The sequence below is a fragment of the Hymenobacter edaphi genome, assembly GCF_003258365.1.
GTDB lineage: Bacteria > Bacteroidota > Bacteroidia > Cytophagales > Hymenobacteraceae > Solirubrum > Solirubrum edaphi.
Map to the genome: position 1 here is coordinate 118,689 of NZ_QHKM01000001.1, position 24,952 is coordinate 143,640.

General features: G+C 67.5%; 19 protein-coding genes. 15 read left to right on the plus strand and 4 right to left on the minus strand.

Annotation, left to right across the window (positions count from 1 at the left end):
- The first annotated feature begins 37 nt into the window (after positions 1-37).
- The 15 genes from DLM85_RS00340 (at position 38) to DLM85_RS00410 (ending at position 18,554) form a co-directional block, all read left to right on the plus strand.
- Positions 38-1,357: a sugar MFS transporter gene (locus DLM85_RS00340; protein WP_111476085.1), complete on the plus strand. Its 1,320-nt coding sequence runs from the start codon at positions 38-40 to the stop codon at positions 1,355-1,357.
- A 3-nt stretch (positions 1,358-1,360) separates the two neighbouring features.
- On the plus strand, positions 1,361-1,813 hold the full coding sequence (locus DLM85_RS00345) for a helix-turn-helix domain-containing protein (RefSeq protein ID WP_111476086.1): 453 nt from the start codon (positions 1,361-1,363) through the stop codon (positions 1,811-1,813).
- Between the two features lie 105 nt (positions 1,814-1,918).
- Entirely contained in the window at positions 1,919-4,303 is a 2,385-nt protein-coding gene (locus DLM85_RS00350; RefSeq protein ID WP_111476087.1) for a glycoside hydrolase family 3 N-terminal domain-containing protein, read from the plus strand.
- A 508-nt stretch (positions 4,304-4,811) separates the two neighbouring features.
- Positions 4,812-6,209, plus strand: a complete 1,398-nt coding sequence (locus DLM85_RS00355) for an exopolysaccharide biosynthesis polyprenyl glycosylphosphotransferase (RefSeq protein WP_111476088.1) — start codon at positions 4,812-4,814, stop codon at positions 6,207-6,209.
- Positions 6,210-6,436: 227 nt separating this feature from the next.
- Complete coding sequence (locus DLM85_RS00360; protein ID WP_111476089.1) at positions 6,437-7,210, plus strand: WecB/TagA/CpsF family glycosyltransferase; 774 nt, start codon at positions 6,437-6,439, stop codon at positions 7,208-7,210.
- Positions 7,211-7,396: 186 nt separating this feature from the next.
- Complete coding sequence (gene rfbF / locus DLM85_RS00365) at positions 7,397-8,287, plus strand: glucose-1-phosphate cytidylyltransferase (protein ID WP_111476090.1); 891 nt, start codon at positions 7,397-7,399, stop codon at positions 8,285-8,287.
- Positions 8,288-8,412: 125 nt separating this feature from the next.
- Positions 8,413-9,513: an NAD-dependent epimerase/dehydratase family protein gene (locus DLM85_RS00370; RefSeq protein WP_111476091.1), complete on the plus strand. Its 1,101-nt coding sequence runs from the start codon at positions 8,413-8,415 to the stop codon at positions 9,511-9,513.
- A gap of 125 nt (positions 9,514-9,638) precedes the next feature.
- The gene (gene rfbC, locus DLM85_RS00375) at positions 9,639-10,187 is read left to right on the plus strand and encodes a dTDP-4-dehydrorhamnose 3,5-epimerase (protein ID WP_111476092.1); all 549 of its coding nucleotides are present in this window, start codon (positions 9,639-9,641) and stop codon (positions 10,185-10,187) included.
- Positions 10,188-10,228: 41 nt separating this feature from the next.
- Positions 10,229-11,563: a class I SAM-dependent methyltransferase gene (locus DLM85_RS00380; protein ID WP_111476093.1), complete on the plus strand. Its 1,335-nt coding sequence runs from the start codon at positions 10,229-10,231 to the stop codon at positions 11,561-11,563.
- Between the two features lie 79 nt (positions 11,564-11,642).
- Positions 11,643-12,470, plus strand: a complete 828-nt coding sequence (locus DLM85_RS00385) for a glucose-1-phosphate cytidylyltransferase (protein WP_111476094.1) — start codon at positions 11,643-11,645, stop codon at positions 12,468-12,470.
- A complete protein-coding gene (locus DLM85_RS00390; protein ID WP_111476095.1) occupies positions 12,464-13,126 on the plus strand; it encodes a PIG-L deacetylase family protein in 663 nt (220 codons plus the stop codon). Before DLM85_RS00385 ends, DLM85_RS00390 begins: the two co-directional genes overlap by 7 nt.
- 93 nt (positions 13,127-13,219) lie before the next feature.
- The gene (locus DLM85_RS00395) at positions 13,220-14,491 is read left to right on the plus strand and encodes a class I SAM-dependent methyltransferase (protein WP_111476096.1); all 1,272 of its coding nucleotides are present in this window, start codon (positions 13,220-13,222) and stop codon (positions 14,489-14,491) included.
- Positions 14,457-15,815, plus strand: coding sequence for a DUF4910 domain-containing protein (locus DLM85_RS00400; RefSeq protein WP_111476097.1), 1,359 nt, complete (start codon positions 14,457-14,459; stop codon positions 15,813-15,815). The genes DLM85_RS00395 and DLM85_RS00400 overlap by 35 nt, the downstream gene beginning before the upstream one ends.
- A gap of 47 nt (positions 15,816-15,862) precedes the next feature.
- Entirely contained in the window at positions 15,863-17,092 is a 1,230-nt protein-coding gene (locus DLM85_RS00405; RefSeq protein ID WP_111476098.1) for a class I SAM-dependent methyltransferase, read from the plus strand.
- A gap of 82 nt (positions 17,093-17,174) precedes the next feature.
- Entirely contained in the window at positions 17,175-18,554 is a 1,380-nt protein-coding gene (locus DLM85_RS00410; protein WP_207890935.1) for a glutamate-1-semialdehyde 2,1-aminomutase, read from the plus strand.
- 353 nt (positions 18,555-18,907) lie between these two features.
- On the opposite strand, the gene DLM85_RS00415 is transcribed toward DLM85_RS00410, so the two are convergent.
- From DLM85_RS00415 to DLM85_RS00430, 4 genes are all read right to left on the minus strand, one after another.
- Positions 18,908-20,197, minus strand: a complete 1,290-nt coding sequence (locus DLM85_RS00415; RefSeq protein WP_111476099.1) for a UDP-glucose dehydrogenase family protein — start codon at positions 20,195-20,197, stop codon at positions 18,908-18,910.
- Complete coding sequence (locus DLM85_RS00420; protein ID WP_111476100.1) at positions 20,194-21,312, minus strand: NAD-dependent epimerase/dehydratase family protein; 1,119 nt, start codon at positions 21,310-21,312, stop codon at positions 20,194-20,196. Before DLM85_RS00420 ends, DLM85_RS00415 begins: the two co-directional genes overlap by 4 nt.
- A gap of 202 nt (positions 21,313-21,514) precedes the next feature.
- Complete coding sequence (locus tag DLM85_RS00425) at positions 21,515-22,843, minus strand: NAD(P)H-dependent oxidoreductase (RefSeq protein WP_111476101.1); 1,329 nt, start codon at positions 22,841-22,843, stop codon at positions 21,515-21,517.
- A 63-nt stretch (positions 22,844-22,906) separates the two neighbouring features.
- Complete coding sequence (locus tag DLM85_RS00430) at positions 22,907-24,913, minus strand: glycosyltransferase family 2 protein (RefSeq protein WP_111476102.1); 2,007 nt, start codon at positions 24,911-24,913, stop codon at positions 22,907-22,909.
- Between the last annotated feature and the right edge of the window lie 39 nt (positions 24,914-24,952).

Genomic DNA, 24,952 nt, shown 5'->3' on the forward strand with positions numbered 1-24,952 from the left:
CGTCCTCCTCGCTCACCTCTCTACCCCCGACTTCGCTATGGCTGCTCCCGTTGTATCCGCTACCGCGCCCCCGGCCGCCGCGCCGCCCGGTACGCCCCCGTCCAGTTACGCCCCGGCCCTGGCCTCGCTGACGGTGCTGTTCTTCATGATGGGCTTTATCACCTGCCTGAACGACATCCTGATTCCCTACCTGAAGGGGCTGTTCACGCTCAGCTACGCCGAAGTCAACCTGGTGAATTCCTGCTTTTTCGGGGCCTACCTGGTGATGGGCGTGCCGGCCGGCCGGCTGGTGCAGCGCGTGGGCTACAAGGGCGGCATGCTCGTGGGCTTCCTGGTGGCCGCGCTCGGGGCGGTGCTGTTCTTTCCGGCCGCCGAAAGCCGCACCTTCGCGCTGTTTCTGGGCGCCCTGTTCGTGCTGGCCACGGGCATCGTCACCCTGCAGGTGGCCGGCAACCCTTACGTGGCCATCCTGGGGCCGCCCGAAACGGCTTCGTCGCGCCTCACGCTTACCCAGGCCTTCAACTCGCTGGCTACCACCGTGGCCCCGGTATTGGGCGCCAGGCTCATTCTCTCGCACCTGCCCGACCTCAAGCAGCTCACGCCCGCCCAGGCCGCGGCCCTCGACGTGACGTCGGTGCAGTACCTCTACCTGGGCATTGCGGCCGTGCTGGTGGTCATCAGCCTGCTGTTGACCATGATGAAGCTGCCGCGCATCGAGCACGCCCCGGCCGCGGCCGGGGACACGCGCCGCGCCTGGCACTACGGCCATTTGCTGCTGGGGCTGGTGGGCATTTTCGCCTACGTCGGGGCCGAGGTGGCCCTTGGCTCGCACATCGTGAGCTACCTGAACCAGCCCGAGGTGATGGGCCTGAGTGCCCAAGCCGCCGGCTACCAGGTGGCCTACTACTGGGGCGCCGCCATGGTGGGCCGCTTCATCGGCATCTTCCTGCTGCGGGCCGTGCCGCCCGGCCGGGTGCTGGCCCTGAACGCGGCCGGCGCGATAGGGCTGGTGCTGCTGTCGATTAACACCGCCGGCGCGGTGGCCATGTGGAGCCTGCTGCTGGTGGGGCTGATGAACAGCATCATGTTCCCGGTCATCTTCACCCTGGCCGTGGCCGGCCTCGGCCGCCACACCGAAGACGCCTCGGGCCTGCTCTCGGCGGCCATCGTGGGCGGGGCCGTGGTGCCGCCGCTGTTCGGGCTGGTGGCCGACAGCATGCTGGGCGGGGGAGGGGTGCACGCTCTGCGCCTGGCCTTTCTGCTGCCGGTCGGGTGCTACCTCTACATTGCCTGGTACGGCCTGCGGGGCTACCGCCCGGCCCCCGAGCCGGTGGCCGTACCCAGCCAAAGCGCCTGAGGCATGGGCCGCCACCGCGACTTGCTCCGGCTGACGGCTGCCCAGCGGGCGGACCTCCGCCACTGCCTGGCCCAGCCCCGCCTCGACCCGCGCCAGCGCAACCGCGCCGCCGCCCTGCTCGACTGGGACGCCGCCCGCCCCGTGGCCGATACCGCCCGGCAGCTGGGCATGACGGTGGGCCGGGTGTACGCCCTGCGCCGCCTGTTCCGGCAGCAGGGCCTGGAGGCCTACCTCAGCGCCCCGCCCCAGGGCGGTGCCCCCACCAAGCTCACCCCGGCCGTGGAAACCGCCCTGGCCGCGCTCATCACCGGCCCCGAAGCCGCCGCGGCCTGCCACTGGCCCCTGCGCCGCCTGGCGGCCTACCTCGTGGAGCAGGGCTGCACGCACTCCATCAGCCCGGCCACCGTGGCCAAGGCCTGGCAGCGCCTGCGCACCCTGCGGCCGGTGCCCGGGTAGCCGGTTGTGGGTAGTCAGCATCAAGAACTGAATAAGTATCTGTCGGACTACCCAATACCAGCTCCCCCATACTCTCTGACCTCTCACTTCCCTGATTACCCGGCGATGCATCTTTCCCGAATTGCCCTGCTCACGCTGCTGTCCGGCGGCCTCGCGCTCAGCGCCCAGGCCCAGAAGCAGAAAGTAAAAGTCAAGACCAAGGCCGGTCAGGCCGCCGCGCCCTCCGCCGCCGACACCGAGCGGCGCGTGGAAGCCCTGCTGGCCCAGATGACCCTGGAAGAAAAAGTAGGGCAGATGGCGCAGGTCACGCTCGACGTTATCGGCGTGGGCACCAACCGCTTCAGCAGCGCCGAGCCCTTTGCCGTGGACCCGGCCAAGCTGCGCGACGCGGTGGTGAAGTACAAGCTGGGCTCCATTCTGAACGCGGCCAACAACCGCGCCCGCACCCCGCAGGTGTGGGAGGGCATCATCCAGCAGATTCAGGACGTGGCCACCAGGGAAACGCGCCTGAAAATTCCGGTCATCTACGGCATCGACGCGGTGCACGGCGAGACGTACACGGCCGGGGCCACCATGTTTCCGCAGCAGATAGCCCAGGCCGCCGCCCGCAACCGCGCCCTGGTGCGCCGCGGGGCCGAAATAACGGCCTACGAAACCCGCGCCAGCGCCATTCCTTGGGCCTTTTCGCCGGTGCTCGATCTGGGCTCCGACCCCCGTTCGCCCCGCCAGTGGGAAACCTACGGCGAAGACCCCTACCTGGCCTCAGAAATGGGCCGCGAGGTGGTGAAGGGCTACGAGGGCGAGCAAAACAACGTGGGCGCCCCCACGCACGTGGCCGCCAGCATCAAGCACTTTATGGGCTACCAGGTGCCGCAGTCGGGCAAGGACCGCACCAACGCCTACATCCCGCTGGAGTCGCTCTACGAGTACCACCTGCCGGCCTTCAAAGCCGCCATCGACGCCGGGGCCCACACCATCATGATCAACTCGGGCCTGATCAATGGGGTGCCCATGCACGCCAACTACGACCTGCTCACCAAGCTGCTGCGCGAGCGGCTGGGCTTCCAGGGCCTGATCGTGACGGACTGGGGCGACATCGACAACCTCTACAAGCGGGACCACGTCGTGGCGAACGTGAAGGAAGCCATTGCCCTGGCCATCAACTCGGGCATCGACATGGGCATGCTGGCCTACCAGTACGAGGAGTTCTGCGACAACCTGGCGGCCAACGTGCGGGAGGGCAAGGTGAAGCAGGCTCGCGTGGACGACGCGGTGCGGCGCATTCTGCGGCTGAAAATGCAGCTGGGCCTGTTTGAGCAGCCCGTCACGCACGCCAAGGACTACCCCAAATTCGCCAGCGCCGAGCACGAAAAAGCGGCCTACGACATGGCCGCCGAGGCCATTACGCTGCTGAAAAACCAGAACGGGCTGCTGCCGCTCAAGAAAACCAGCAAGGTGCTCGTGACCGGCCCCAACGCCAACTCCATGCGCACCCTGAACGGCGCCTGGACCTACTCCTGGCAGGGCGAAAAGGTGGAGGACTTCGCCGCCCGCTACAACACCATTCTGGAGGCCGTGCAGAAGGAAATCGGCGCCCAAAACGTGCGCTACGTGCCCGGCGTGAGCTACAACCCCAAGCAGGACGGCAAGTACTACGACGAATCGGTGGACAAGCTGGACGAGGCCGTGGCCGCCGCCAAGGACGTCGACGCTGTCATCCTGTGCCTGGGTGAGAACAGCTACGCCGAAAAGCCCGGCGACCTGAACGACATGACCATTTCGCCCCTGCAGATCGAGCTGGCCCGGCGCCTGGCGGCCACCGGCAAGCCCGTGGTGCTGGTGCTCAACGAAGGCCGCCCGCGCGTCATTTCGGCCTTTGAGCGCGAGATGCCCGCCATCGTGCAGACCTACCTGCCCGGCAACCACGGCGGCGACGCGCTGGCAGACATCCTCTTCGGCGACGTGAACCCCTCCGGCAAGCTGCCCTACACCTACCCGCGCTACCCCAACGCCCTGGTCAGCTACATTCACAAGTACGCCGAAGAGCAGAAGAAGGGCGACGGCGTATACAACTACGAGGCCGATTACAACCCGCAGTGGGAATTCGGCCACGGCCTGAGCTACACCACCTTCAAGTACGCCAACCTGGAGCTGGACCGCAGCAGCCTGACCCGCGACGGACAGCTAACGGTGAAAGTGCAGGTGACCAACACCGGCCCGCGCGAAGGCCATGAAGCCGTGCACCTCTACAGCTCCGACCTGGTGGCCGCCAACGTAGCCCCCGACGTGCGCCGCCTGCGCCGCTTCGACAAGGTGAGCCTGAAGCCCGGCGAAACCAAAACCGTGACCTTCACCCTGCCCGCTCAGGAGCTGGGCTACACCGGCCGCGACGGGGAGAAGGTGCTGGAAGCCGGCGAGTTCGAAATCCGCGTGGGCGACCAGATGAAGAAGGTGACGCTGACCGATTCCGGCTCGGCCTCTGCCAACTAAACTGCGTCAGTAACCATTAGACCGTCATGCTGAGCCCCGCGAAGCACCTCTACCGGACAACGAAGCGGTAGAGGTGCTTCGACAAACGGACGCCTGATTAAAGCAGGACGTTCTGGATTTATGCCTCTGGTCACGCATGACTCCGGTTCCGGGGGCTCCTTCGTGGTGCAAAAGCAGTAAAATCAGGCCGTCGGCCTGCTCATACCGCCTTACCAATTGCTCAACCGCCGCTCTAATCTTCGGATTGGAGCGGCGGTTTGCGTTGTGAGCTAGCAGAAAAGATTCAGCCAGAACCGCTCCGCGAGCCTGAAAAGCTTCAAAATGGACCCTTTTTGGCCAATAACCAGTCGTTTTATTGAACAATGACGATGGTGGTATGACTATTTATAATTTAAGTATAAATTAATATTGTTTAAAGCATAAATATTACCGTCCTTGGTTATCGAAAGTCAGCCGCCTGCAAGCTGCTGACAGAGTCCAGTCCCTGTAGCTCCCTCTCCGCCAGACCATGGAACGCTACCGCCACTATTCCGATGCCTCTCGCATCGTGCTGCCCATTGTGGACGTGCTGCTCATTTTGGGCGCCTTCCGCGTTGCCGGCTACATCGCCGCCGGCTATTGGTCATTCGATGGGTTGTACCCGGCCCTGTTCGCCGTATTCGCGCTGCTGTGGTGGATTCTCTCGGGTCACTACGCCAACATCTACCGCGTCGACAAGCTCATCACCTATCCCGAGAAGCTGCTGTATCTGGTGCGCACCTTCCTGTTGCACGCCGTGCTGCTGCTGGTCGGGGCCGTGCTGCTGAATCAGTACTGGGTGCCGGCGCGCTTCCTGCTCTCCGTCTACAGCCTCTCGATTGTGGCCATCGTGGCCGGGCGCTTCCTGCTCACCTTCGGCTACCGCAAATACATGCAGTACCTCTCCCGGCCCATCAGCCGCTACGTCATCGTGGGGGTGGGGGAGAGCGGGCAGAGCCTCTACCGCTTCCTGGCCTCGCACGACCCCGACGGCAACGAATTCGCCGGCTTCTTCGCCGACGAGCCCATTCCCGGCGGCCTGCGCCCCCTGGTGCGCGGCCGGCTGGCCGACCTGAAGGACTACTGCCAGCGCAGCCAGGTCGACGAAATCTACTTCTCGCTGCCCCTGGACCGGCGCGACCTGATCGAGGACTTCTCGCAGTTTGCCGACCAGCACTTCCTCTCGTTCCGCATCGTGCCCGATTTCAGCGGCACCGTGCGCAAGGACGTGAACGTGTACTTCTACGACCACCTACCCATTCTCACCATCCGGCACGCGCCGCTGGGCATCCGCACCAACCAGGTCCTGAAGCGCCTGTTCGACATCGGCTTCTCGCTGACGGTCATCCTCACCGTCTTTCCCTTCCTGCTGCCCGTCCTGGCCCTGATCATCAAGCTGGACTCGCCGGGGCCGGTGTTTTTCAAGCAGATGCGGCCGGGCAAGCGCAACCAGCTGTTCCCGTGCTTCAAGCTGCGCACCATGCGCACCGACCACGGCCGCGCCGAGCTGCAGGCTACCAAGAACGACGTGCGCATCACCCGCGTGGGGGCCTACCTGCGCAAGTACAACCTCGACGAGCTGCCGCAGTTCTTCAACGTGCTGCTGGGCCATATGTCGGTGGTGGGGCCGCGGCCCAACATGATTTCGCAGCTGGAAGAGTACTCCAAGCACATCAGCCAGTACCAGCTGCGCCACGCCGTGCCGCCCGGCATCACCGGCTACGCCCAGGTCAACGGCTACCGCGGCGAAACCCGCGAGGCCGGCACCATGGAAAAGCGCGTGGAATACGACCTGAAATACATGGAAAACTGGTCGTTCGGCCTCGATATGAAAATCATCGGCCAGACCGTGTGGAACATGGTCCGCGGCGAGAAAAATGCCTACTAAGCGGTGAGTTGGTGAGATAGTGAAATAGTGAGTTTTACGTTCAAAAAGCTGACGCTGCGCAGTCAGAACGACACTCGCCATTTCACCACCTCACCACCTCACCGAAACGAAACCCCGGAGGTGGACCGGGGTACCAACGTTCTGGCTGATGGCGCTTTCGGGCGTACTGACGTCAGGACGCTGGTCCCCGGCCGCTCCGTTTTCTTGCCTCCCTTCCCGTCCGAGCCGTGCTACCGCGCTACCCCGTTCTCTCGTCCTGGATTTCAACTGGCCCGGCCCCGGCGTTTGTGGATGCCGTGCTGCGCCTGGGAGCGGCCCGCTCCTCTTCGTACGTCTGTTTTGCCAACGTGCACATGGTGGTGGAAGCCCACCGCCAGCCCGCGTTCGGGCAGGTGGTCAACCGCGCGGCCCTGGTAGCCCCCGATGGCAGCCCGGTGGCGGCGGCGGTGCGCTGGTTTGGCGGCCCCTCCCAGCCCCGCGTGGCCGGCATGGATGCGCTGCCCCTGCTGCTGGCCGAAGCCGCGCGGCGCGGGCAGTCGGTGTATTTCTACGGCACCACGCCCGAGGTGCTGGGAGCCATCGAAGCCCGCATCCGGCAGGAGCTGCCCACGCTGCGCCTGGCCGGCCTGCACGCGCCGCCCTTTCGCCCGCTCACAGCCGAAGAAGATGCCGAGGACGTGGCCCGCATCAACGCCGCCGACCCCGATTTGCTGTTTGTGGCCCTAGGCTGCCCGCGGCAGGAGCAGTGGATGGCTGCCCACCAGGGCCGCGTGCGGGCCTGCATGCTGGGCGTGGGCCAGGCCTTTATGACCTACGCCGGGCTGGAAAAGCGCCTGCCCGCCTGGGCCCGCCGCCTGTGGCTGGAATGGGCCTACCGCCTGTGGCTGGAGCCCCGGCGCCTGTGGCGGCGCTACCTCGTCACCAATTCGCGCTTCGTGTGGCTGCTGCTGGGCCACGCCGCCTCCCAGCTAGGGCGCAAGGAGCCGGATCCGGTGGCTTAGCAGGGGTGTATATAACTATATGTAGCATAATTATACTTTTGAAAATATTTAATGGTATTGATTGTTGATAAATTATAATTAAAAATACCTTTAGTTATAATGATCCTGGTAGCCGAAACCTCGCTCCCTGCGTGAAAAGGTTTTCTCAATGCCTTGGCTTTTTCCACCCTTATTTCCTACTGCCCGATGAAAGCAGTTCTACTCGCCGGGGGCTACGGCACCCGCATCAGCGAAGAAAGCGGCATCCGACCCAAGCCCATGGTCGAAGTGGGTGGCAAGCCCATCCTGTGGCACATCATGAAGATCTACGCCCACCACGGCATCCGCGACTTCGTGGTGTGCTGCGGCTACAAGGGCCACCTGATCAAGCAGTACTTCGCCGATTACTTTCTGCACAGCGCCGACGTGACGTTCCGCATGGACCGCAACGAGATGCAGGTGCATCGCCACCACGCCGAGCCCTGGACGGTGACGCTGGTAGATACCGGTCAGGAAACCATGACCGGCGGCCGCCTGCGCCGCGTCCGGGAGTACGTGGGCGACGAAACCTTCTGCCTGACCTACGGCGACGGCGTGGGCGACGTGAACATCCGCGAAGCCATTCGCTACCACCGGCAGCAGGGCGTGCTGGCCACGCTCACGGCCGTGCGCCAGCCGGGCCGCTTCGGGGTGTTCAACCTCGCGGAAGGCTCCGGCACCGTCAATTCCTTCACCGAAAAGCCCGAGGGCGGCGAAACGCCCTGGATCAATGGCGGCTTCTTCGTGCTGGAGCCCGGCGTGTTCGATTACCTCGACGGCGACGACACGGTGTGGGAAAAAGCCCCGCTGGAGCACCTGGCCACCGCCGGGCAGCTGGCCGCCTACCGCCACCAGGGCTTCTGGCAGCCCATGGATACGCTGCGCGACCGAAACCTGCTGGAAGAGCTGTGGCAGAGCGGCCAAGCCCGCTGGAAGGTGTGGAGCGACCAGCCCGAACCCGCCCACGAGGACCCCGTGCTGGCCGAAATTCTGACCTCGCCGGTGCAGGCCCCGAAGGGGCAGCGCGTGGCCGGGCCCACGGTACTACCGATTGACTAGCGGTGAACTGGTGAGATGGTGAATTGGTGAGTGTCGTTTTGCCTGCGCACCATGCGCGGTTCGCGCCTCCCAAACATCAAACTCACCATCTCACCATTCCACTATCTCACTTCTTTCTCCACCACATGAAACGCATCCTGATTACCGGCAACATGGGCTATGTGGGGCCGGGCGTTGTGCGGCGTCTGCGCCAGGCCTTCCCCGGCGCCGAGCTGATCGGTTACGACCTGGGCTTCTTTGCCCACTGCCTCACCGGGGCCGACTGCCTGCCCGAAATCCGTCTGGACCGCCAAGTGTTCGGCGACGTGCGCCACCTGCCGCTCGATCTGCTTTCGGGCGTCGACGTGGTGGTGAACCTGGCGGCCATCAGCAACGACCCGATGAGCCACGCCTTCGAGGACGTGACGCTGGCCGTAAACCACCGCGCCGGCATTGAGCTGGCCCGGCGGGCCAAAACGGCGGGCGTGCGCAGCTTCGTGTTTGCCTCCTCGTGCAGCATGTACGGCGCCGGCGCCGACGCCCCGCGCACCGAATCGGCCGTGCTGAACCCGCTCACGGCCTACGCCCGCAGCAAGGTGCTCAGCGAGCAGGACCTGGCCCCGCTGGCCGACGAGCAGTTCCGCGTGACCTGCCTGCGCTTTGCCACGGCCTGCGGCTGGAGCGAGCGGCTGCGGCTGGATCTGGTCGTCAACGACTTCGTGGCCGGGGCCGTGGCTACGGGCCACATCAACATCCTCAGCGACGGCACGCCCTGGCGCCCGCTCATCCACGTGCAGGACATGGCCCGCGCCATCGAATGGGCCGTGGAGCGGCCGGCGGCCAACGGCGGGGCCTTTCTGGCCGTGAACGTGGGCTCCGACAGCTGGAACTACCAGGTGCACGAGCTGGCCGCCGCCGTGGCCGCCGGCGTGCCCGGCACCGAGGTGACGCTCAACCACGAAGCCCCGCCCGACAAACGCTCGTACCGCGTCGATTTCAGCCTGTTTCGCCGCCTGGCCCCTTTCCACCAGCCCCAGCGCACCCTGGCCGATACCATCACCGAGCTGCGCGAACAGCTGCTGGACATGGGTTTCCACGACGCCGAGTTCCGGGCCTCCCAGCTTATGCGCCTGCGGGTGCTGACGGCCCTGCGCGAGGCCGGCCGCCTCAACGACCAGCTGGAGTGGCAGCGCAGCACCGCCGTGGTGCGCCCGCTCGTCACCGCCGACCCGGAGCTCGTGGCCTAAAGCGGCGAACTGGTGAGATAGTGAAATGGTGAGTGCCCTTCTGCCTGCGCCACCCGCGAGGTCCGCGCCACCACAACATCAAACTCACCATCTCACCATTTCACTATCTCACCACTTCCACCGCCATGATTTTCACCGAAACCGAACTCGCCGGCGCCTTTATCATCGACGTGGACCGCATGTCCGACGAGCGGGGCTTCTTTGCCCGCTCCTGGTGCGAAGACGAGTTTGCCGCCCACGGCATCCTCACCCCGCCGGTGCAGGCCAACCTTTCCTCGAACCCCCGGCGCGGCACGCTGCGCGGCATGCACTACCAGCTGGAGCCCTACGGCGAAACCAAGCTGGTGCGCTGCACCCGCGGCGCCATTTACGACGTCATCGTGGATTTGCGCGAGGAGTCGCCCACCTACAGCCAGTGGCTGGGCGTGGAGCTGACGGCTGATTCCTTCCGCATGCTGTTCGTGCCGGCGCGCTTCGCCCACGGCTTTATCACGCTGCAGGACAATACCGACGTGTGCTACCAGGTGTCGGCCAAGTACGCGCCGGGCTACGAGCGGGGCCTGCGCTGGAACGACCCGGCCATCGGCATCGAGTGGCCCGCCGTGCCCACGCTCATGTCCGATAAAGACCGGCGGCACCCCGATTTCCGGCAGTTGGTGACCCAGTCCTCCTAAACGGCTTCGCCAGCCAATCCTCCCCGCAACCAGCGCCTGCCATGTCCGTTTCGCTCCCGTCTGCTTCCGCTGCCCCGGCCCGCCCGGCGCTCCTGGGCAAGGCCCGCCGTCGGCTGACGAGCCCGGCGCCGGCAGCGGCCACCGAGCCCAGCTGCCGCTTCTGCGGGGCCGCCCTGCACACGACTTTCGTCGACCTGGGCACCTCGCCGCTGTGCGAAGACCTGGTGCGGCCCGAGCACTTCAACCGCGCCGAGCCGGTGTACCCGCTGCACGCCCGCGTCTGCGGGCAGTGCTTTCTGGTGCAGGTGGGCGACTTCGTGCGGCCCGAAGACATTTTCCGCGCCGAGTACCCGTACTTCTCCTCGTACTCCACTTCCTGGCTGCAGCACGCCCGCCGCTACACCGACGAGGTGACGGCACGCTTCGGCATCGGGCCGGCGCAGCGGGTGGTGGAAGTGGCCAGCAACGACGGCTACCTGCTGCAATACTTCCACCAGCGCGGCGTGCCGGTGCTCGGCATCGAGCCGGCCGGCAACGTGGCCGACGCGGCCCGGGCCCGGGGCATCGAAACCCTCGGCAAGTTTTTCGGGCGCAAGACGGCGCGGCAGGTGGCCCTCAGCCACGGCCAGGCCGATTTGCTGATCGGCAACAACGTGCTGGCCCACGTGCCCGACATCAACGACTTCGTGGGCGGCCTCCAGATTATGCTCAAGGCCGGGGGCGTCATCACCATGGAGTTTCCGCACCTGCTGCGCCTGATCGAGGGCCGGCAGTTCGATACCATCTACCACGAGCACTTCAGCTACCTCTCGCTCCACACCGTGGAGCGCATCTTCGCCCACCACGGCCTCACCCTCTTCGACGTGCAGGAACTGCCCACCCACGGCGGCTCGCTGCGCATCTTCGCCCGCCACGCGGCCGACGCCAGCCAGCCGGTGGGCGAGCGGGTAGGGGAGCTGCGCCGCCGCGAAATCGAGGCCGGCGTGTGCACCGAGGCCTTTTACACCGGGTTTGCCGAAACGGTGAAGCAGGCCAAGCGCGAGCTGCTGCAGTTTCTTATCGGGGCCAAAAACGCGGGCCAGACGGTGGTGGGCTACGGCGCCCCCGGCAAGGGCAACACCCTGCTCAACTACTGCGGCATCCGCACCGATTTCCTCGACTATACCGTCGACGCCAACCCCCACAAGCACGGGCTGTACCTGCCCGGCACGCGCATCCCGATCTACCCGCCCGAGCGCATCCGCCAGACGCGGCCCGATTTCGTGCTCATTCTGCCCTGGAACCTGAGCACCGAAATCCGGCAGCAGATGGCCGATATCCGCGACTGGGGCGGCCGCTTCGTGGTGCCCATTCCCGCGGTAACCGTTTTCGACTGACCCTCCAGCTACGCTCCGAACACCACCGCCCGAGCTACTGTCCACCGACATTGAGCTTCATCCTCCAACCCCCTTCGTCATGAAAGTTGTGTTGTTCTGCGGCGGTTTTGGAATGCGCCTGCGCGAATACTCTGAATCGACCCCCAAGCCCATGGTGCCCCTGGGCTACCGGCCCATCCTCTGGCACATCATGCGCTACTACGCTCACTTCGGCCACACCGATTTCATCCTCTGCCTGGGCTACAAGGCCGACACCATCAAGCAGTACTTCATGAACTACAACGAGTGCCTCTCGAACGACTTCGTGTTTTCGAAGGGCGGTAAGGACGTGAAGCCCCTCAGCACCGACATCGACGACTGGAACATCACCTTTGTGGATACCGGCCTGACGACTTCCATCGGGCAGCGCCTGCTGGCCGTGCGCCACCTGCTGGCCGGGGAGGACATGTTCCTGGCCAACTACGCCGACGGCCTCTCCGACCTGAACGTGAACGACATGGTGGCCGACATGGCGCGTTCCAACGCCGTGGCCAGCTTCATGGCTTACCAGCCCACGCAGAGCTTCCACGTCGTTTCGCTGGGCGAAGACTCGCGCGTGGACTACATCAGCCCCATTGCCAAATCCGGGCTGTGGATCAACGCGGGCTACTTCGTGCTGCGCTCCGGCATCTTCGACTACATGCGGCCCGGCGAGGAGCTGGTGGAGCAGCCCTTTCAGCGGCTCATTGCCAAGGACCGCCTGCTGGCCCACCGGCACCGCGGCTTCTGGGCCGCCATGGATACCTTCAAGGACAAACAAACGCTCGACGAGCTCCACGCCAACGGACCGGCGCCCTGGGAAGTGTGGCGGCAGCCGGAGGCCCGGGCGAAGCTGCGCAAAGTACCCCCCAAGCTGGCCGTATGCTGAAGCTGCGCCTCGCCGCGCCCGCCGGAGCCGCCGGCCTGCGCGTGCTCTGCCTCGGCGCCCACGCCGACGACATCGAGATTGGGGCCGGCGGCACGCTGCTGCGGCTGCTGGCCGAGCAGCAGGTGGCGGCCGTGGCCTGGGTGGTGTTCAGCAGCACCGCCGAGCGGGCCCGCGAGGCCCACGCCAGCGCCGAGGCCTTCCTGGCCGCCGCCCCGGCCGGCCTGACCCGCGACATCCGCATCCTGGCCTTTACCGACGGGCTGCTGCCCCAGCTGGTGCCCGATATCAAAGCCGCTTTCGAGCAGCTCAAAGCCTTCACCCCCGACCTGATTTTGACCCACTACCGCCACGACCTGCACCAGGACCACCGCCTGCTCTCGGAGCTGACCTGGAACACGTTTCGCAGCCACCTGGTGCTCGAATACGAAATTCCGAAGTACGACGGCGACCTGGGCAACCCCGGCTGCTTTGTGGAGCTGCCCGCCGCGGTGCTCGACCGCAAAGTGGAGCTGCTGCTCACGCACTTCCCCTCGCAGGCCGGCAAGCACTGGTTCGACGCCGAAACGTTTCGGGCCCTGCCCCGGCTGCGGGGCCTGCAGGCCGCCTGCCCGGGCCGGTACGCCGAGGCCTTCTACACCCGCAAAGTGCTGCTATAAGCTTGACAACCCGCTTAAAACCCTCCTGCTGGCCGCCCTTCGTACGCGGTTGCTTTCCTTCCGACCTCTCCGCCTTTTAACATTACCTGAGCCATGAACTGCCGTCACTGCGGAACCGAGCTGACCCACGTGTTTGCTGACCTCGGCCACTGCCCGCCGTCCAACTCCATGCTGAGCGCCGCGCAGCTGGAGGAGCCCGAACAACACTACCCGCTGAAAACCTACGTCTGCGACAACTGCTGGCTGGTGCAGATCGGGGAAGTGAAAAAAGCCGTCGAGATTTTCGGCGAGGAGTATACCTATTTCTCGTCGTACTCGACCTCCTGGCTGGACCACGCCCGCCGCTACGTGGAGATGATGATGGCGCGCTTCGACTACTCGGAAGACTCCCTGGTGATGGAAGCCGCCAGCAACGACGGTTACCTGCTGCAGTACTTCCACCAGCGCGGCGTGCCGGTGCTCGGCATCGACCCCACGGCCAACACGGCGCGCATGGCCGCCGGCCGCGGCGTGCGCACCCTGGTCGACTTCTTCACCACCCGCCTGGCCCGCGAGCTGGTGGCCGACGGGCAGAAGGCCGACCTGCTGATCTGCAACAACGTGCTGGCCCACGTGCCCGACATGAACGACTTCGTGGGCGGCATGCAGCTGGTGCTCAAGCCCGACGGCGTGGCCACCCTGGAGTTTCCGCACCTGCTGAACCTGGTCGACGACTGCCAGTTCGATACCATCTACCACGAGCACTTCAGCTACCTCTCGCTGAGCACCGTGGCCCGCGTCTTCGCCGCCCAGGGCCTCACCGTGTTCGACGTGCAGGAGCTGCCCACCCACGGCGGCTCGCTGCGCGTGTTTGCCCGCCATTCGGCCGACCGTAGCAAGCCCGTGACCGATGCCGTGCGCGAGCTGCTGGCCCGCGAGCGGGCCGCCGGCATGCTCACCCTGGAGTACTACCAGGACTTCCAGCCGCGCGTCGAGACGGTGCGGGCCGAGTTCCTGGAGTTCCTGCTGGAGCAGCGCCGCGCCGGCAAGAAAGTGGTGGGCTACGGCGCCGCCGCCAAGGGCAACACCCTGCTCAACTACTGCGGCATTCAGGGCACGGATCTGCTGCCCGTCGTGGTCGATGCCTCGCCCTACAAGCAGGGCAAGTACCTGCCCGGCAGCCACATTCCGGTGCTGTCGCCGGAGGCTATTCGCGAAGAGAAGCCCGATTTCGTGGTCATTCTGCCCTGGAACATCAGCGCCGAGGTGGCCGACAACCTGAGCTACATCCGCACCTGGGGCGGACAATTCGTAACGGCCATTCCGAGCCTGCACATCTTCAGCGAAGCCCATGCAAGCCGCGCCCGCACCGCCCCCGTTTGCTGAGCCGGCGGTGGCCGCGGCTACCGCGCCGGACCGGGGCGAAACCCTGCACGCGCTGCTGCGCGAGCTGTACCCCGTGCCGCGCAGCCTCACCGGCGACGGCGTGCGCCAGACGCTGCGCCTGCTGCAGCAGCGCCTGCTGCCCGGCCTCCGCATCCACGAAGTGCCCAGCGGCACCCCGGTGCTCGACTGGACCGTGCCCGCTGAGTGGCGCATCCGCGACGCGTACGTGGCCACGCCCGAAGGGGAGCGGGTTGTCGACTGGCACGCGCACAACCTGCACGTGCTCGGCTACAGCCAGCCGGTGCACAGCTGGGTGACGCTGGACGAGCTGCGCCCGCACCTGTACGCGCTGCCCGCCCAGCCCGACCTGATTCCCTACCGCACCTCGTATTACCACGCGGGCTGGGGCTTCTGCCTCTCGCAGCGCCAGCTCGACGCCCTCGACGAGCCGCTCTACGAGGTCTGCATCGACACGGAGCTGGACCCGCACGGCAGCCTCACCTACGGCGAGCTGCTGCTGCCCGGCGACGTGGAGGACGAAGTGCTGATTTCCTGCCACATCTGCCACCCCGCGCTGGCCAACGACAACCTTTCCGGCCTCGTGGTGGCGGCGCACCTGGCCCAGGCCCTGAGCCAGCGCCCGCACCGGCTGTCGTACCGCTTCGTGTTCAGCCCCGGCACCATCGGGCCGATTACCTGGCTAAGCCGGCAGACGCCCGCCAGCCTGGCGCGCATCCGGTACGGGCTGGTGGCCACGCTGCTCGGTGGCCCCGGCGCCTTCTGCTACAAGCGCACCCGCCTGGGCCAGGCCGACATCGATCGGGTAGTGGCCCACGTGCTGCGGCGCGAAGGCTACCCCCACGAGCTGCGCGACTTCGTGCCCTACGGCTACGACGAGCGGCAGTATTGCTCCCCGGGCTTCGATTTGCCGGTGGGCTGCCTTTCGCGCACCCCGCACGGTGAGTTCCCGGAGTACCACACCTCGGCCGACAACTGCGCGTTTGTGCGGCCCGAGCAGCTGGACGAGTCGCTGGCGCTGTACGAGCAGGTGGTGCAGGTACTCGAAGGCAACCAGCGCTACCAGAACCAACAGCCGTACGGCGAGCCGCAGCTGGGCCGCCGCGGCCTCTACGGCGCCGTGAAAGGCCAAGGCAACCCTCGGGAGGCCGAAATGGCCCTGCTCTGGGTGCTCAGCTTCACCGACGGCCAGCACGATTTGCTGGCCATTGCCGAGCGCAGCGGACTGCCCTTCGCCGTCGTCCGCCGCGCCGCCGACCAGCTGCTCGGCGCCGACCTGCTTGCGCCCCTTCCGGCCGCCGTCTGAGCCGCCGCTGTCATAATCCTCCACCGCCATTAGCGTCCACCAGCCTTATGGAAACCGAACTGCTTACCACTGCCCCGGCCACCACTGCGGCCACCCAGCCCTGCCCGGTGTGCGGCTCCGCCGCCGGCGAAGTGTTTTTCGAAACCCACGGCGTGCCCACGCAGTCGGGCATCCTCTGGCCCACCGTCGAGCAGGCCCGGCACGCGCCGACCACCGACATCCGGCTGGCTTTCTGCCCGCACTGCCACTACATCCACAACGAGGCCTACGAGGCCAGCAAAATCACCCACACCCGCAACGACTTCTCCCTGGAGTTTTCGCCCTCGTTCCGGGCCTTCACGCTGGGGCTGGCCACCGACCTGGTGGAGCGCTACAACCTGCGCCACGGCCGCATCGTGGACATCGGCTGCGGCGACGGGGACTTCCTGCGTACGCTCTGCCGGTTGGGCGGCAATACCGGCCTGGGCATCGACCCGGGCTACGCCTCGCCGTTCGGCCTGCCCGCGGGGTCCAACGAGGCGCTGGGCGTCACGTTTGTGAAGGACTACTTCGGGCCGGCCACCGCGCACGTGCTCGAAGGGGCTACCTTCATCAGCTGCCGCCACATGCTCAATGTGCTGGCCGGCCACGTCACGCAGTTTGTGCGCGACCTGCGGGCCGCCATTCCGGCCGGCACCGCGCCCATCGTGTACGTGGAAGTGCCCAACGCGCTCTACGACATCGGCCAGCAGGTGGTGTGGAACATCGTCAACGAGCACGCGTCCTGGTTTACGCCCGCCTCGCTCGCGTACCTGTTCCGCAGCGCCGGCTTCGAGGTGCTCGATGTGCAGCCTTGCTGGCACGGCGAGTACCTGGGCCTGACGGCCCGCCCCGCCGCCGTGCCCGCCCCGGCCACCCTCGCGCCCACCGACGACCCGGCCACGCCCGCCGCCGTGCGCGCCTTCGGCCGCTCGGCCCGCGCCGTGATGGAGCAGTGGCAGGACCGCGTGGACGAACTGCGCCGCAGCGGCCAGCGCGTCATCGGCTGGGGCGCCGGCTCGCGCGCCATCACCTTCCTGAACACCTTCGACCTGGCCGATACCGTGCCGGCCGTGGTCGACATCTACCCGCGCCGGCAGGGCCAGTTTCTGCCCCTCACGGCGCACCCGGTCATTGCGCCGGAGCAGCTGCTGGACTACCAGCCCGACCTGCTGCTGATAACCAACCCGACGTACGCCGCCGAAATTATGGCCCAGGCCCGGCAGCTCGGCTTTACCGGGGACAGCCTCGTGCTCTGAGGCGCCCGCCACTTCGCCGGCGCCCGGGCTGCCGCCCGCACCGGCTCGTCGCCGTCCCGAACTCTCCACCTTGTTTCCGCCGATGATGCTTACCGCCTCCGCTTCGCCCCCCGTCTGCCCGCCCGTAGCGGCCCCCGATCAGCTGCTGCCCCGCCGCTTGCCGGCTTCGCAGGCGCTGCAGTCCCGCTTTCACGCCGCCATTCCGGGCGGCAGCCACACCTACGCCAAGGGCGACGACCAGTTTCCCGAGGGCCTGGCGCCGTACCTGGTGCGCGGCCGCGGCTGCCGCGTGTGGGATGCCGACGGCCACGCTTTCGTGGAATACGGCATGGGGCTGCGCGCCGTCACGCTGGGCCACGCCTTTGCCCCGGTGGTGCGAGCCGCCCAGCGCGAAATCAGCCGGGGCACCACCAACGTGGGCCGGCCCACCGTGCTGGAGCTGCGCGCGGCCGAGGACTTTCTGGCCACCACCGGCGCCGGCGACATGGTGAAATTCGCCAAAAACGGCTCCGACGTGACGTCGGCCGCCGTGAAGCTGGCCCGCGCCGCCACCGGGCGCGACCTGGTGGCCCTGTGCCAGGACCACCCCTTCTTCTCCTGCGACGACTGGTTTATCGGTACCACCGCGGTGCGGGCGGGCATTCCGGCGGCCGTGCGCGAGCTGACGCTGACCTTTCGCTACAACGACCTGGCCTCGGTGGAGCAGCTGTTTCGGGCGCATCCGGGCCAGGTGGCCTGCCTGATCCTCGAAGTGGAAAAGGACGTGCCCCCGGCCCCCGGTTTCCTGCCCGGGCTGCGCCGCCTCTGCGACGAGCACGGCGCCGTGCTCATCTTCGATGAAATCATCACCGGGCTGCGCTGGCACGTGGGCGGGGCCCAGGCCGTGCACGGCGTGCGCCCCGACCTGAGCACCTGGGCCAAGGGCCTGGGCAACGGCTTCAGCGTGGCCGCCCTCACCGGCCGGCGCGAGCTGATGGCGCTGGGCGGCCTGCACCACAACCAGGACCGCGTGTTCCTGCTCTCAACCACCTACGGCGCCGAAAGCCACGCGCTGGCCGCCATGCGCGAAGTGCTGGCCACCTACCGCCGCGAGCCGGTCATCGAGCACCTGCGCGAGGCCGGGAGCTACCTGCGCCGCCTGCTGGAGCAGTCCATTGCCGCGCACGGCCTGGCCGACTACTTCCGCCTGCAGGGGCCGCCGCAGTGCCTGGTGTACGCCACCCGCGACGCGGCCGGGCTGCCTTCGCAGGGCTTCCGCACGCTGTTTTTGCAGGAAACGCTGCGCCGCGGCCTGCTGCTGCCCTCGCTCATCGTGAGCTATGCCCACCAGCCCGCCGATATTGAACTCACCGCCGAACGAATCCACGAGGCCCTGGCCGTGTACCGCCGCGCCCTCAACGAGGGCCTCGACCAATACCTGCACGGCCGCGCCGTGCAACCCGTGTACCGAGTGCGAAACTGAAAGGTGGAGCAGTTTCGATGCTTAGGTGCCGCGCCGTCGGTCTCGCAAGAGGCCGGCGGCGTTGTTATTCAGGGGGCCGCCGGCGCCGTGTCCATCGGCTGCCGGCAGCCGCCGCACCGTCCTGTCGGGGCCCGGCAAGGGCGGTCTGGCGGCAGCGTTAGCCTGCAGTGGCCGCCCAGGCCGCGCCCGGTGGTGAAGCCGGATGTGGGGCGGCACAATGCTCTGCGAGGCGGTAGGTTACGCGCTGATTGGGTGCCTGGTGCTGGGCGCGCCCGCGGCGCCCGGGCCCGCGCCAACGCCAAAAGCGCCGCTTCCCCGGCGGAAAGCGGCGCTTGAAAGTCGGCGGGCGGGGCTCAGCGCCCCGCGGGCACCGGCACGCTGTGCGCCTGGGGCTCCGCGAGGGCGTAGCGGAAGTCAAACAGCGGCTTGCTGGCCAGCAGCTCGCGCTGCTGCCGGAACTCGGGCCAGCTGGTGAGCAGCACCAGCGCGTCGGACTGCTCCACCAACTCAGGCAGGGAGCTGGCGTAGGCAATGGGCAGCTGGGTTTCGCGGGCAAAGGCCTCGTTGGCCATCGGGTCGTAGGCCATGATGCGGGTGTAGCCGCGGGCGCGCAGCTTCTCGATGATGGCCCGGCTCGGGCTCAGGCGCACGTCGTCGGAGCCGCTTTTGAAGGAGAGGCCCAGGATGCCCAGGTGCTGGTGCGGCCCGAGCCGGGCGGCAATCTGCGCCACCACGAAGTCCTTGATGTCCTCGTTGATCTGCAGGTTGGCCGGCAGCATGCGGGGCTGGTAGCCGTGGGTCTGGGCAATGCTGTTGAGCGCGGCCGTGTCCTTGGGCAGGCAGTAGCCGCCGTAGCCGCAGCCCGGAAATACGTAGCTGGCCATGGCCGCCGGCGCGCCCGACCAGCGCCGGTCCTGGTGCAGCAGCTGGAAAGCGGCCGGCACGTCGATGCCGCCGATGTGGTGCGCAATCATGGCCATTTCGTTGGCGAAGCTCACCAGCGTCGAGAGCAGCGTGTTGGAGAGGTACTTCACGAACTCGGCCGTGCTGAAATCCACGAAGTGCACCGGCGCATTGAAGGGCAGGTACAGTTCCGTGAGCACCTCCTTGGCCGCCTCGTCCTGCACGCCCACTACCACCCGGTCGGGGTGCATGAAGTCGTTCCAGGCGTGGCCCTCGCGCAGAAACTCCGGGTTCGAGGCCAGGCCCAGCTGCTTGCCGTACTGCTGGCACAGCTCGGCCACGTAGGGCTGCACCGCGCGCACCACCGTGGAGGGCGGCACCGTCGACTTCACCACCAGCACCCGGTAGTCGGCGTCGCTGGCGGCGAAAACCTGGCGCACCGCGTCGAGCAGGTAGGTGAGGTTGGCCTGGCCGTCGGGCAGGCCCGGCGTGCCCACGCAGATGATGACGGCGCGGCTGTCGTTGACGGCGTCGGCCAGCGACGCGTCCACCACAAAGTTGTGGCCCAGCTCCTCGCGCAGCGCCTCCTCCAGGTGCGGCTCGTAGAAGGGCACCGCGTAGCGGCGGATGCTCTCCACCCGCGCCGCGTCCACGTCGATGCCGTAAACCTTGAAGCCTTTCTTGCTGAAGCCCAGGGCGGTGGTCAGCCCCACGAAGCCCAATCCGAGTACGGTAATCATGAGACGCTGCGGGTAAGGGAGTGGTGGAGAAACTGCAGGTAGCGGCGGATGCCCGCGGCCACGTCGACGGCGGGCCGGTACCCGAGCACCGCGCGGGCCTTGGCCAGGTCGGGGCAGCGCCGGTTGGGGTTGTCCGTCAGGTATTCCCGGTCCGCTGAGGTCTGGAACGTGATGCGGCCCGGGTAACCGAAAATGTCGCGCCCGGCGGCCGTAAACAGCTCCGCGAACTGCCGCACCGACAGCTCGGGCTGGTCCTGGCCGATGTTGAACACGTCGAACCGGCCGTGCAGCAGCACCTTCAGGTAGCCGCTGATGGCGTCGGAGATGTAGCAGAACGTGCGCGTGGGCGAGCCGTCGGAGAGGATTTCCAGGTCGCGGCCTTCCACTACGGCCTGGGCAAAGTCGGCCGGCAGGCGCCGGTCGCCGAGGCTCATGCCCGGCCCGTAGTTGTTGAAGGGCCGCGCAATGGCTACGGGCATGCCGTACTTCTGCGCAAACAGGTAGCACAGCGTTTCGCCGAAGCGCTTGGCCTCGTCGTAGCAGGCCCTGGGGCCGATGCTGGCCACGTTGCCGCGGTAGTCCTCGGGCGTGGGAATGAACTCGGGCTGCGGGTCGCCGTAAATCTCGCTGCTCGAGAAGAACAGAAACCCGCGCAGGGGCCGCTCGGCGTAATAATCGAGCAGGCGGCGCAGCCCGGTCACGTTCGCATCCACGGTTTCGAGCGGGTAGATGCGGTAGAAGGTGGGCGAGGCAATGGAGGCCAGGTGAATGACGAGGTCGGCCTCGGCCGCGCCGGGCACGGCGGCCACGTCGTCGGTGATGACGTTGAACTCGTGCAGCTCCAGCAGCTCGGGGTGGCGGGCCGTCAGCTCCTGCAGCCAGTCCTTGGTGCCGGTCAGGAAATTTTCCAGGGCCACCACCCGCCGCAGGCCCAGCTCGGGGGCGTACTCGGCGAAGAAGTGCATGAAAAAATACCCCAGAAACCCCCCGCAGCCGGTGATGAGCACGGTGGCGTCCTGAAATTTAGCCCGCTCGGCGGCGGTGAGCGTGGCGTATACCGCCGCCAGGTCTTCGCGGAGGATGCGGTTATCGGTTGTGGTGGCTACGGCTTCCATTGGAAGGGGCCTCACCCCCCGGCCCCCTCTCCAAGGGGAGAGGGGGAGCCGCGGCGGCGCGGACGTTACTGGTGGAGAAGAGAATTGATAGAACAGGCGGGGCCGCGCAGCGCGAGCGGAGCGGCCCCGCGTCGTCAGAACGATGCCGTTGCTGACGGCCGGCTCCCCCTCTCTTTTGGAGAGGGGGCCGGGGGGTGAGGCCCTACGCCAGCGCCGTCGCGGCCGGCAGCGCCTGGGCCTGCAGGTGCGGGAAGAAGCGGGCCTGCTGCTCGCGCCAGAGGCGTTGCACCAGGTTTTCTGCGGGCAGAATCACGTCGTCGAAGGTCAGGGCCGCGTCGCGGGGCACCTCGCGGCGCAGCACGCAGCCTTCGGCCAGGCCCACGGGCAGCAGGTTCTGCTGGCGGGCGGTGCCGGCGTTTTCGCACTGCCCGTAGGTGTCGTAGCCGCCGAGGCCGTCGAGGCAGTGGCCGGCCGCCAGGGGGGTCTTGGCCAGCGTGATGACCTCCACCACCGGGGCACCGAGCGGGGCCATGGTCACGTCTTCGAGCAGCACGAGGCGGGCAATGGAGTGCGGAATTTCGGCGTAAATCAGGTGGTAGGGCTGGTAGAACGAGTACAGCGGCCCGGGCCCCAGCTTGCCGTAAGCCAGGTAGTGCCGGGATTTGGGGTCGTCGGTGGTGGCGTACACGAACACGCCCGGCCCGGGCTTGGGGCCCACCACGTAATCTACGATGCCGCCCAGGCGCTTCAGCTCGTCGATATCATACCAGGAGGTCATGTCGTCCACGTGGCCGTCGTGGCGGTAGCCGTACATGCCGCGCCGCGCCACCTGCATGCCGGTAGCGTTGGCCACGGTGGCCTGCTCGATGCTGATTTTGGTGCCGTCGGCAAAGCTGGTCACCATCTCGGGCGTCAGGTGCCACTGCGCGGCGAAGCCGGCCTGGGTGGTGGGGTTGCGGTAGTAGTCCTGCAGCCCTTTGATATTGCCGCACAGCAGCGGTGTGAGGCCCATGCCCTGCACGAAGCGGTACAGATCGATGATGCAGCCGGGCTGGTCGCCGGAGCAGCCGCTGAGCAGCACCCCGGCCTGGTCGGCGTACACCTTCAGGATGGGGCCGAGCAGCGCGTCTACTTCGGGGTTGAACAGCAGTACGTTACGCCCGTGGGCAATGGCCTTCATCACCAGCCCGGCGGCGTAGTGGATGGTGCCGGTGCACTCCACCAGCAAATCCAGCCCCTCGACCTCGCAGAGCAGTTCCCCGTCGTCGACCACGGCCAGCTGGCCCGCATCGAGGCAGGCCTGCAGCGCGGCGCGGCTGCTGCACTCGCGGGCCACGTGGCCGGTGTAGGCGTAGGCCTGGTGGGCCTTGGCGAGGGTGCGGTTGGCAATGACGCTGACTTCCATGCCCGGCGTGTAGCGCATCACCTGGTTGACCATGCCCTGGGCCATTTCGCCCGCGCCCCACAGGCCTACTCGGATGGGCCGGCCGGCGCGCTGCCGGGCGGCCAGCAGTTTGTCGATAATAATCATGACGAAAGCGGTTGTTGGTGGAGAAGTAGGCCGCGGCGGGCCGGTAAAGCGTGGGCCCGCCGGTCAGTGAGCCGGGGCGGGTGCCGACGCCGGGGCGGGCGTGCGGGCGCTGGCCGGACCGGCCGTGGTGCCCGCGTTTGGAAAGCGCGGCGCGCTCAGCAGCAGGGCCGCCAGGCCCAGACGGGCCGGGGCCCAGCGGGCCGGAACGGGGAGCTGGCGCAGGGCGGGCAACTCAAAGAGCTCCAGCACCTGGCGCGCGGCGTCGGCGTCGTGCTGCTGCAGGCTGCGGTAGGCCCCGGCCAGGATGAACTGGTGAAAGAAGTGGGCCTGGGCGCGGCGCAGCCGGGGCTCGGGCAGCAGGCCGGTGGCGCGCACCTTCTCGAAGATGCGCAGCAGGTTGTCGATGGTGGGCGGCGTGAACATGCGGGCCGTGATGGCCGCGGCATGCACGGTGTAGGCCGCCACGCGGGCGGGCGTCCGCAGCACGCCGTGCCGGGCAAATACGCGGGCCCAGAGGTCGGTGTCGCCGGTGCTGCCCAGGCTTTCGTCGAGGCCGCCCGCTTCGGCGTAGGCCGCGCGGCTCACCACGATGGCCGGAATGCGCACAAACGAGGAGTTGGTCAGCAGCTGTTCCACGGCTTCGGCGGGCGGCAGGTAGGTTTCCTGGCTTACCTGCTGGTGGCGCAGCAGGCGGCGCTCCATGTCCACCACTTCCACCCCGAAGAGCACGGCTTGGTGGCTGGTCTGCACCCGGCGCAGGGTGCCGAGCAGCAGCGCCAGGCCCCCGGCCAGCAGGTAGTCGTCGTCGTGCAGGTGCAGCACGTAGCGGCCGCGGGCGCGCTGCAGGCACAGCCGGAAGTTGTCGACGGCGGTGCTGCCGGCGGGGTTGCGGTAGTAGCGCCACTGGCCGGCGGGCTGGGGCGTGAGCAGGCGGTGGGCGGCTTCCTCGCAGGCGTCGTCGGCCACCGAGTTGTCGGATACCAGCACTTCCACCTCGGCCGGCAGCGGACCAATGGAGGCCAGGGCGCGGCTCAGCAGCTCGGGCCGGTGGTAGCAGGGCACGCAGATGCTCAGCAGCGGGGCCACCGGCAGCGGCCGCTCGGCCGGGGGCTGCCAGCCGCGCCGGGCCCGGGCCTGCACGCGCTGCCGGGCGCCCCACAGGGCCCGGCGGTGCCGCCACACGTAGCGGTAGGCCGTCAGGGAGCGGGGCTCGCGCAGCACCAGAAACAGCAGGATGGCCAGCTGCCGGGGCAGGGCCCGCAGCCAGGTGCGCAGCGCCTGGCCCGCCGGCGCGTTCTTGATAAGCAGCAGCAGCTGGTTTTTCACCGCGTCGGCCTTGATGGCCCCGTTCAGGCGCTGGCGCAGGGCCCAGTTGCCGGGCCGGAACACGCGCGGGTGCACGGCCCGGCAGCCCGGCTCCAGCCAGGTGCGCCAGCCGTACAGCTCGCCGCGCCAGGCCACGTCCCAGTCTTCCTTGTGGGCGAAGAACCGCTCGTCGAAGAACTGGCCTTCCACCCGCAAATCGTCGATGAAGCGGCGGCGGTAGAGGGGCAGGGCCCCGTCGGCGCCGGCCACCCAGCCGGGCTGCACGGTGGTCTGGCTGAGCAGCTCGTTGTGGTGGCGCAGGCCGTAGCGCCCGCCCGGCAGGGCCAGCAGCCCGGCCGAGTCGATGCGCGGGTCCGCGTCGTGGCTTTGCACCAGCAGCCCGCACACGGCCCCGATGCGGGCGTCGCGCTGCATGGCCGAGAGGGCCCGGGCCAGGTAGTCGGGGGCCATGTCCACGTCGGGATTCACCAGCAGCACGTAGTCGGTGCGGGTGCGGTCGAGGGCGTAGTTGTGGCCGCCGCAGAAGCCGGTGTTTTGGGGCAGGCGGTGCAGGCGCACGCGGGCATCGGTGGCGGCCAGGGCGGCCACGCGGGCGCAGGTGTCGTCGGCCGAGGCGTTGTCGACCACCCACACCACGAAGTCGCGGTAGCTCTGCCGCAGCACCGAGCGCAGGCAGGCTTCGATGGTGGCGGCGCTGTTCCAACTCACGATGGACAGCAAAACGGAAGGAGTACTAGCACCCATGACTGGCGGAAGTCAGAAGAAGAAACGGGCCCGGGGGGT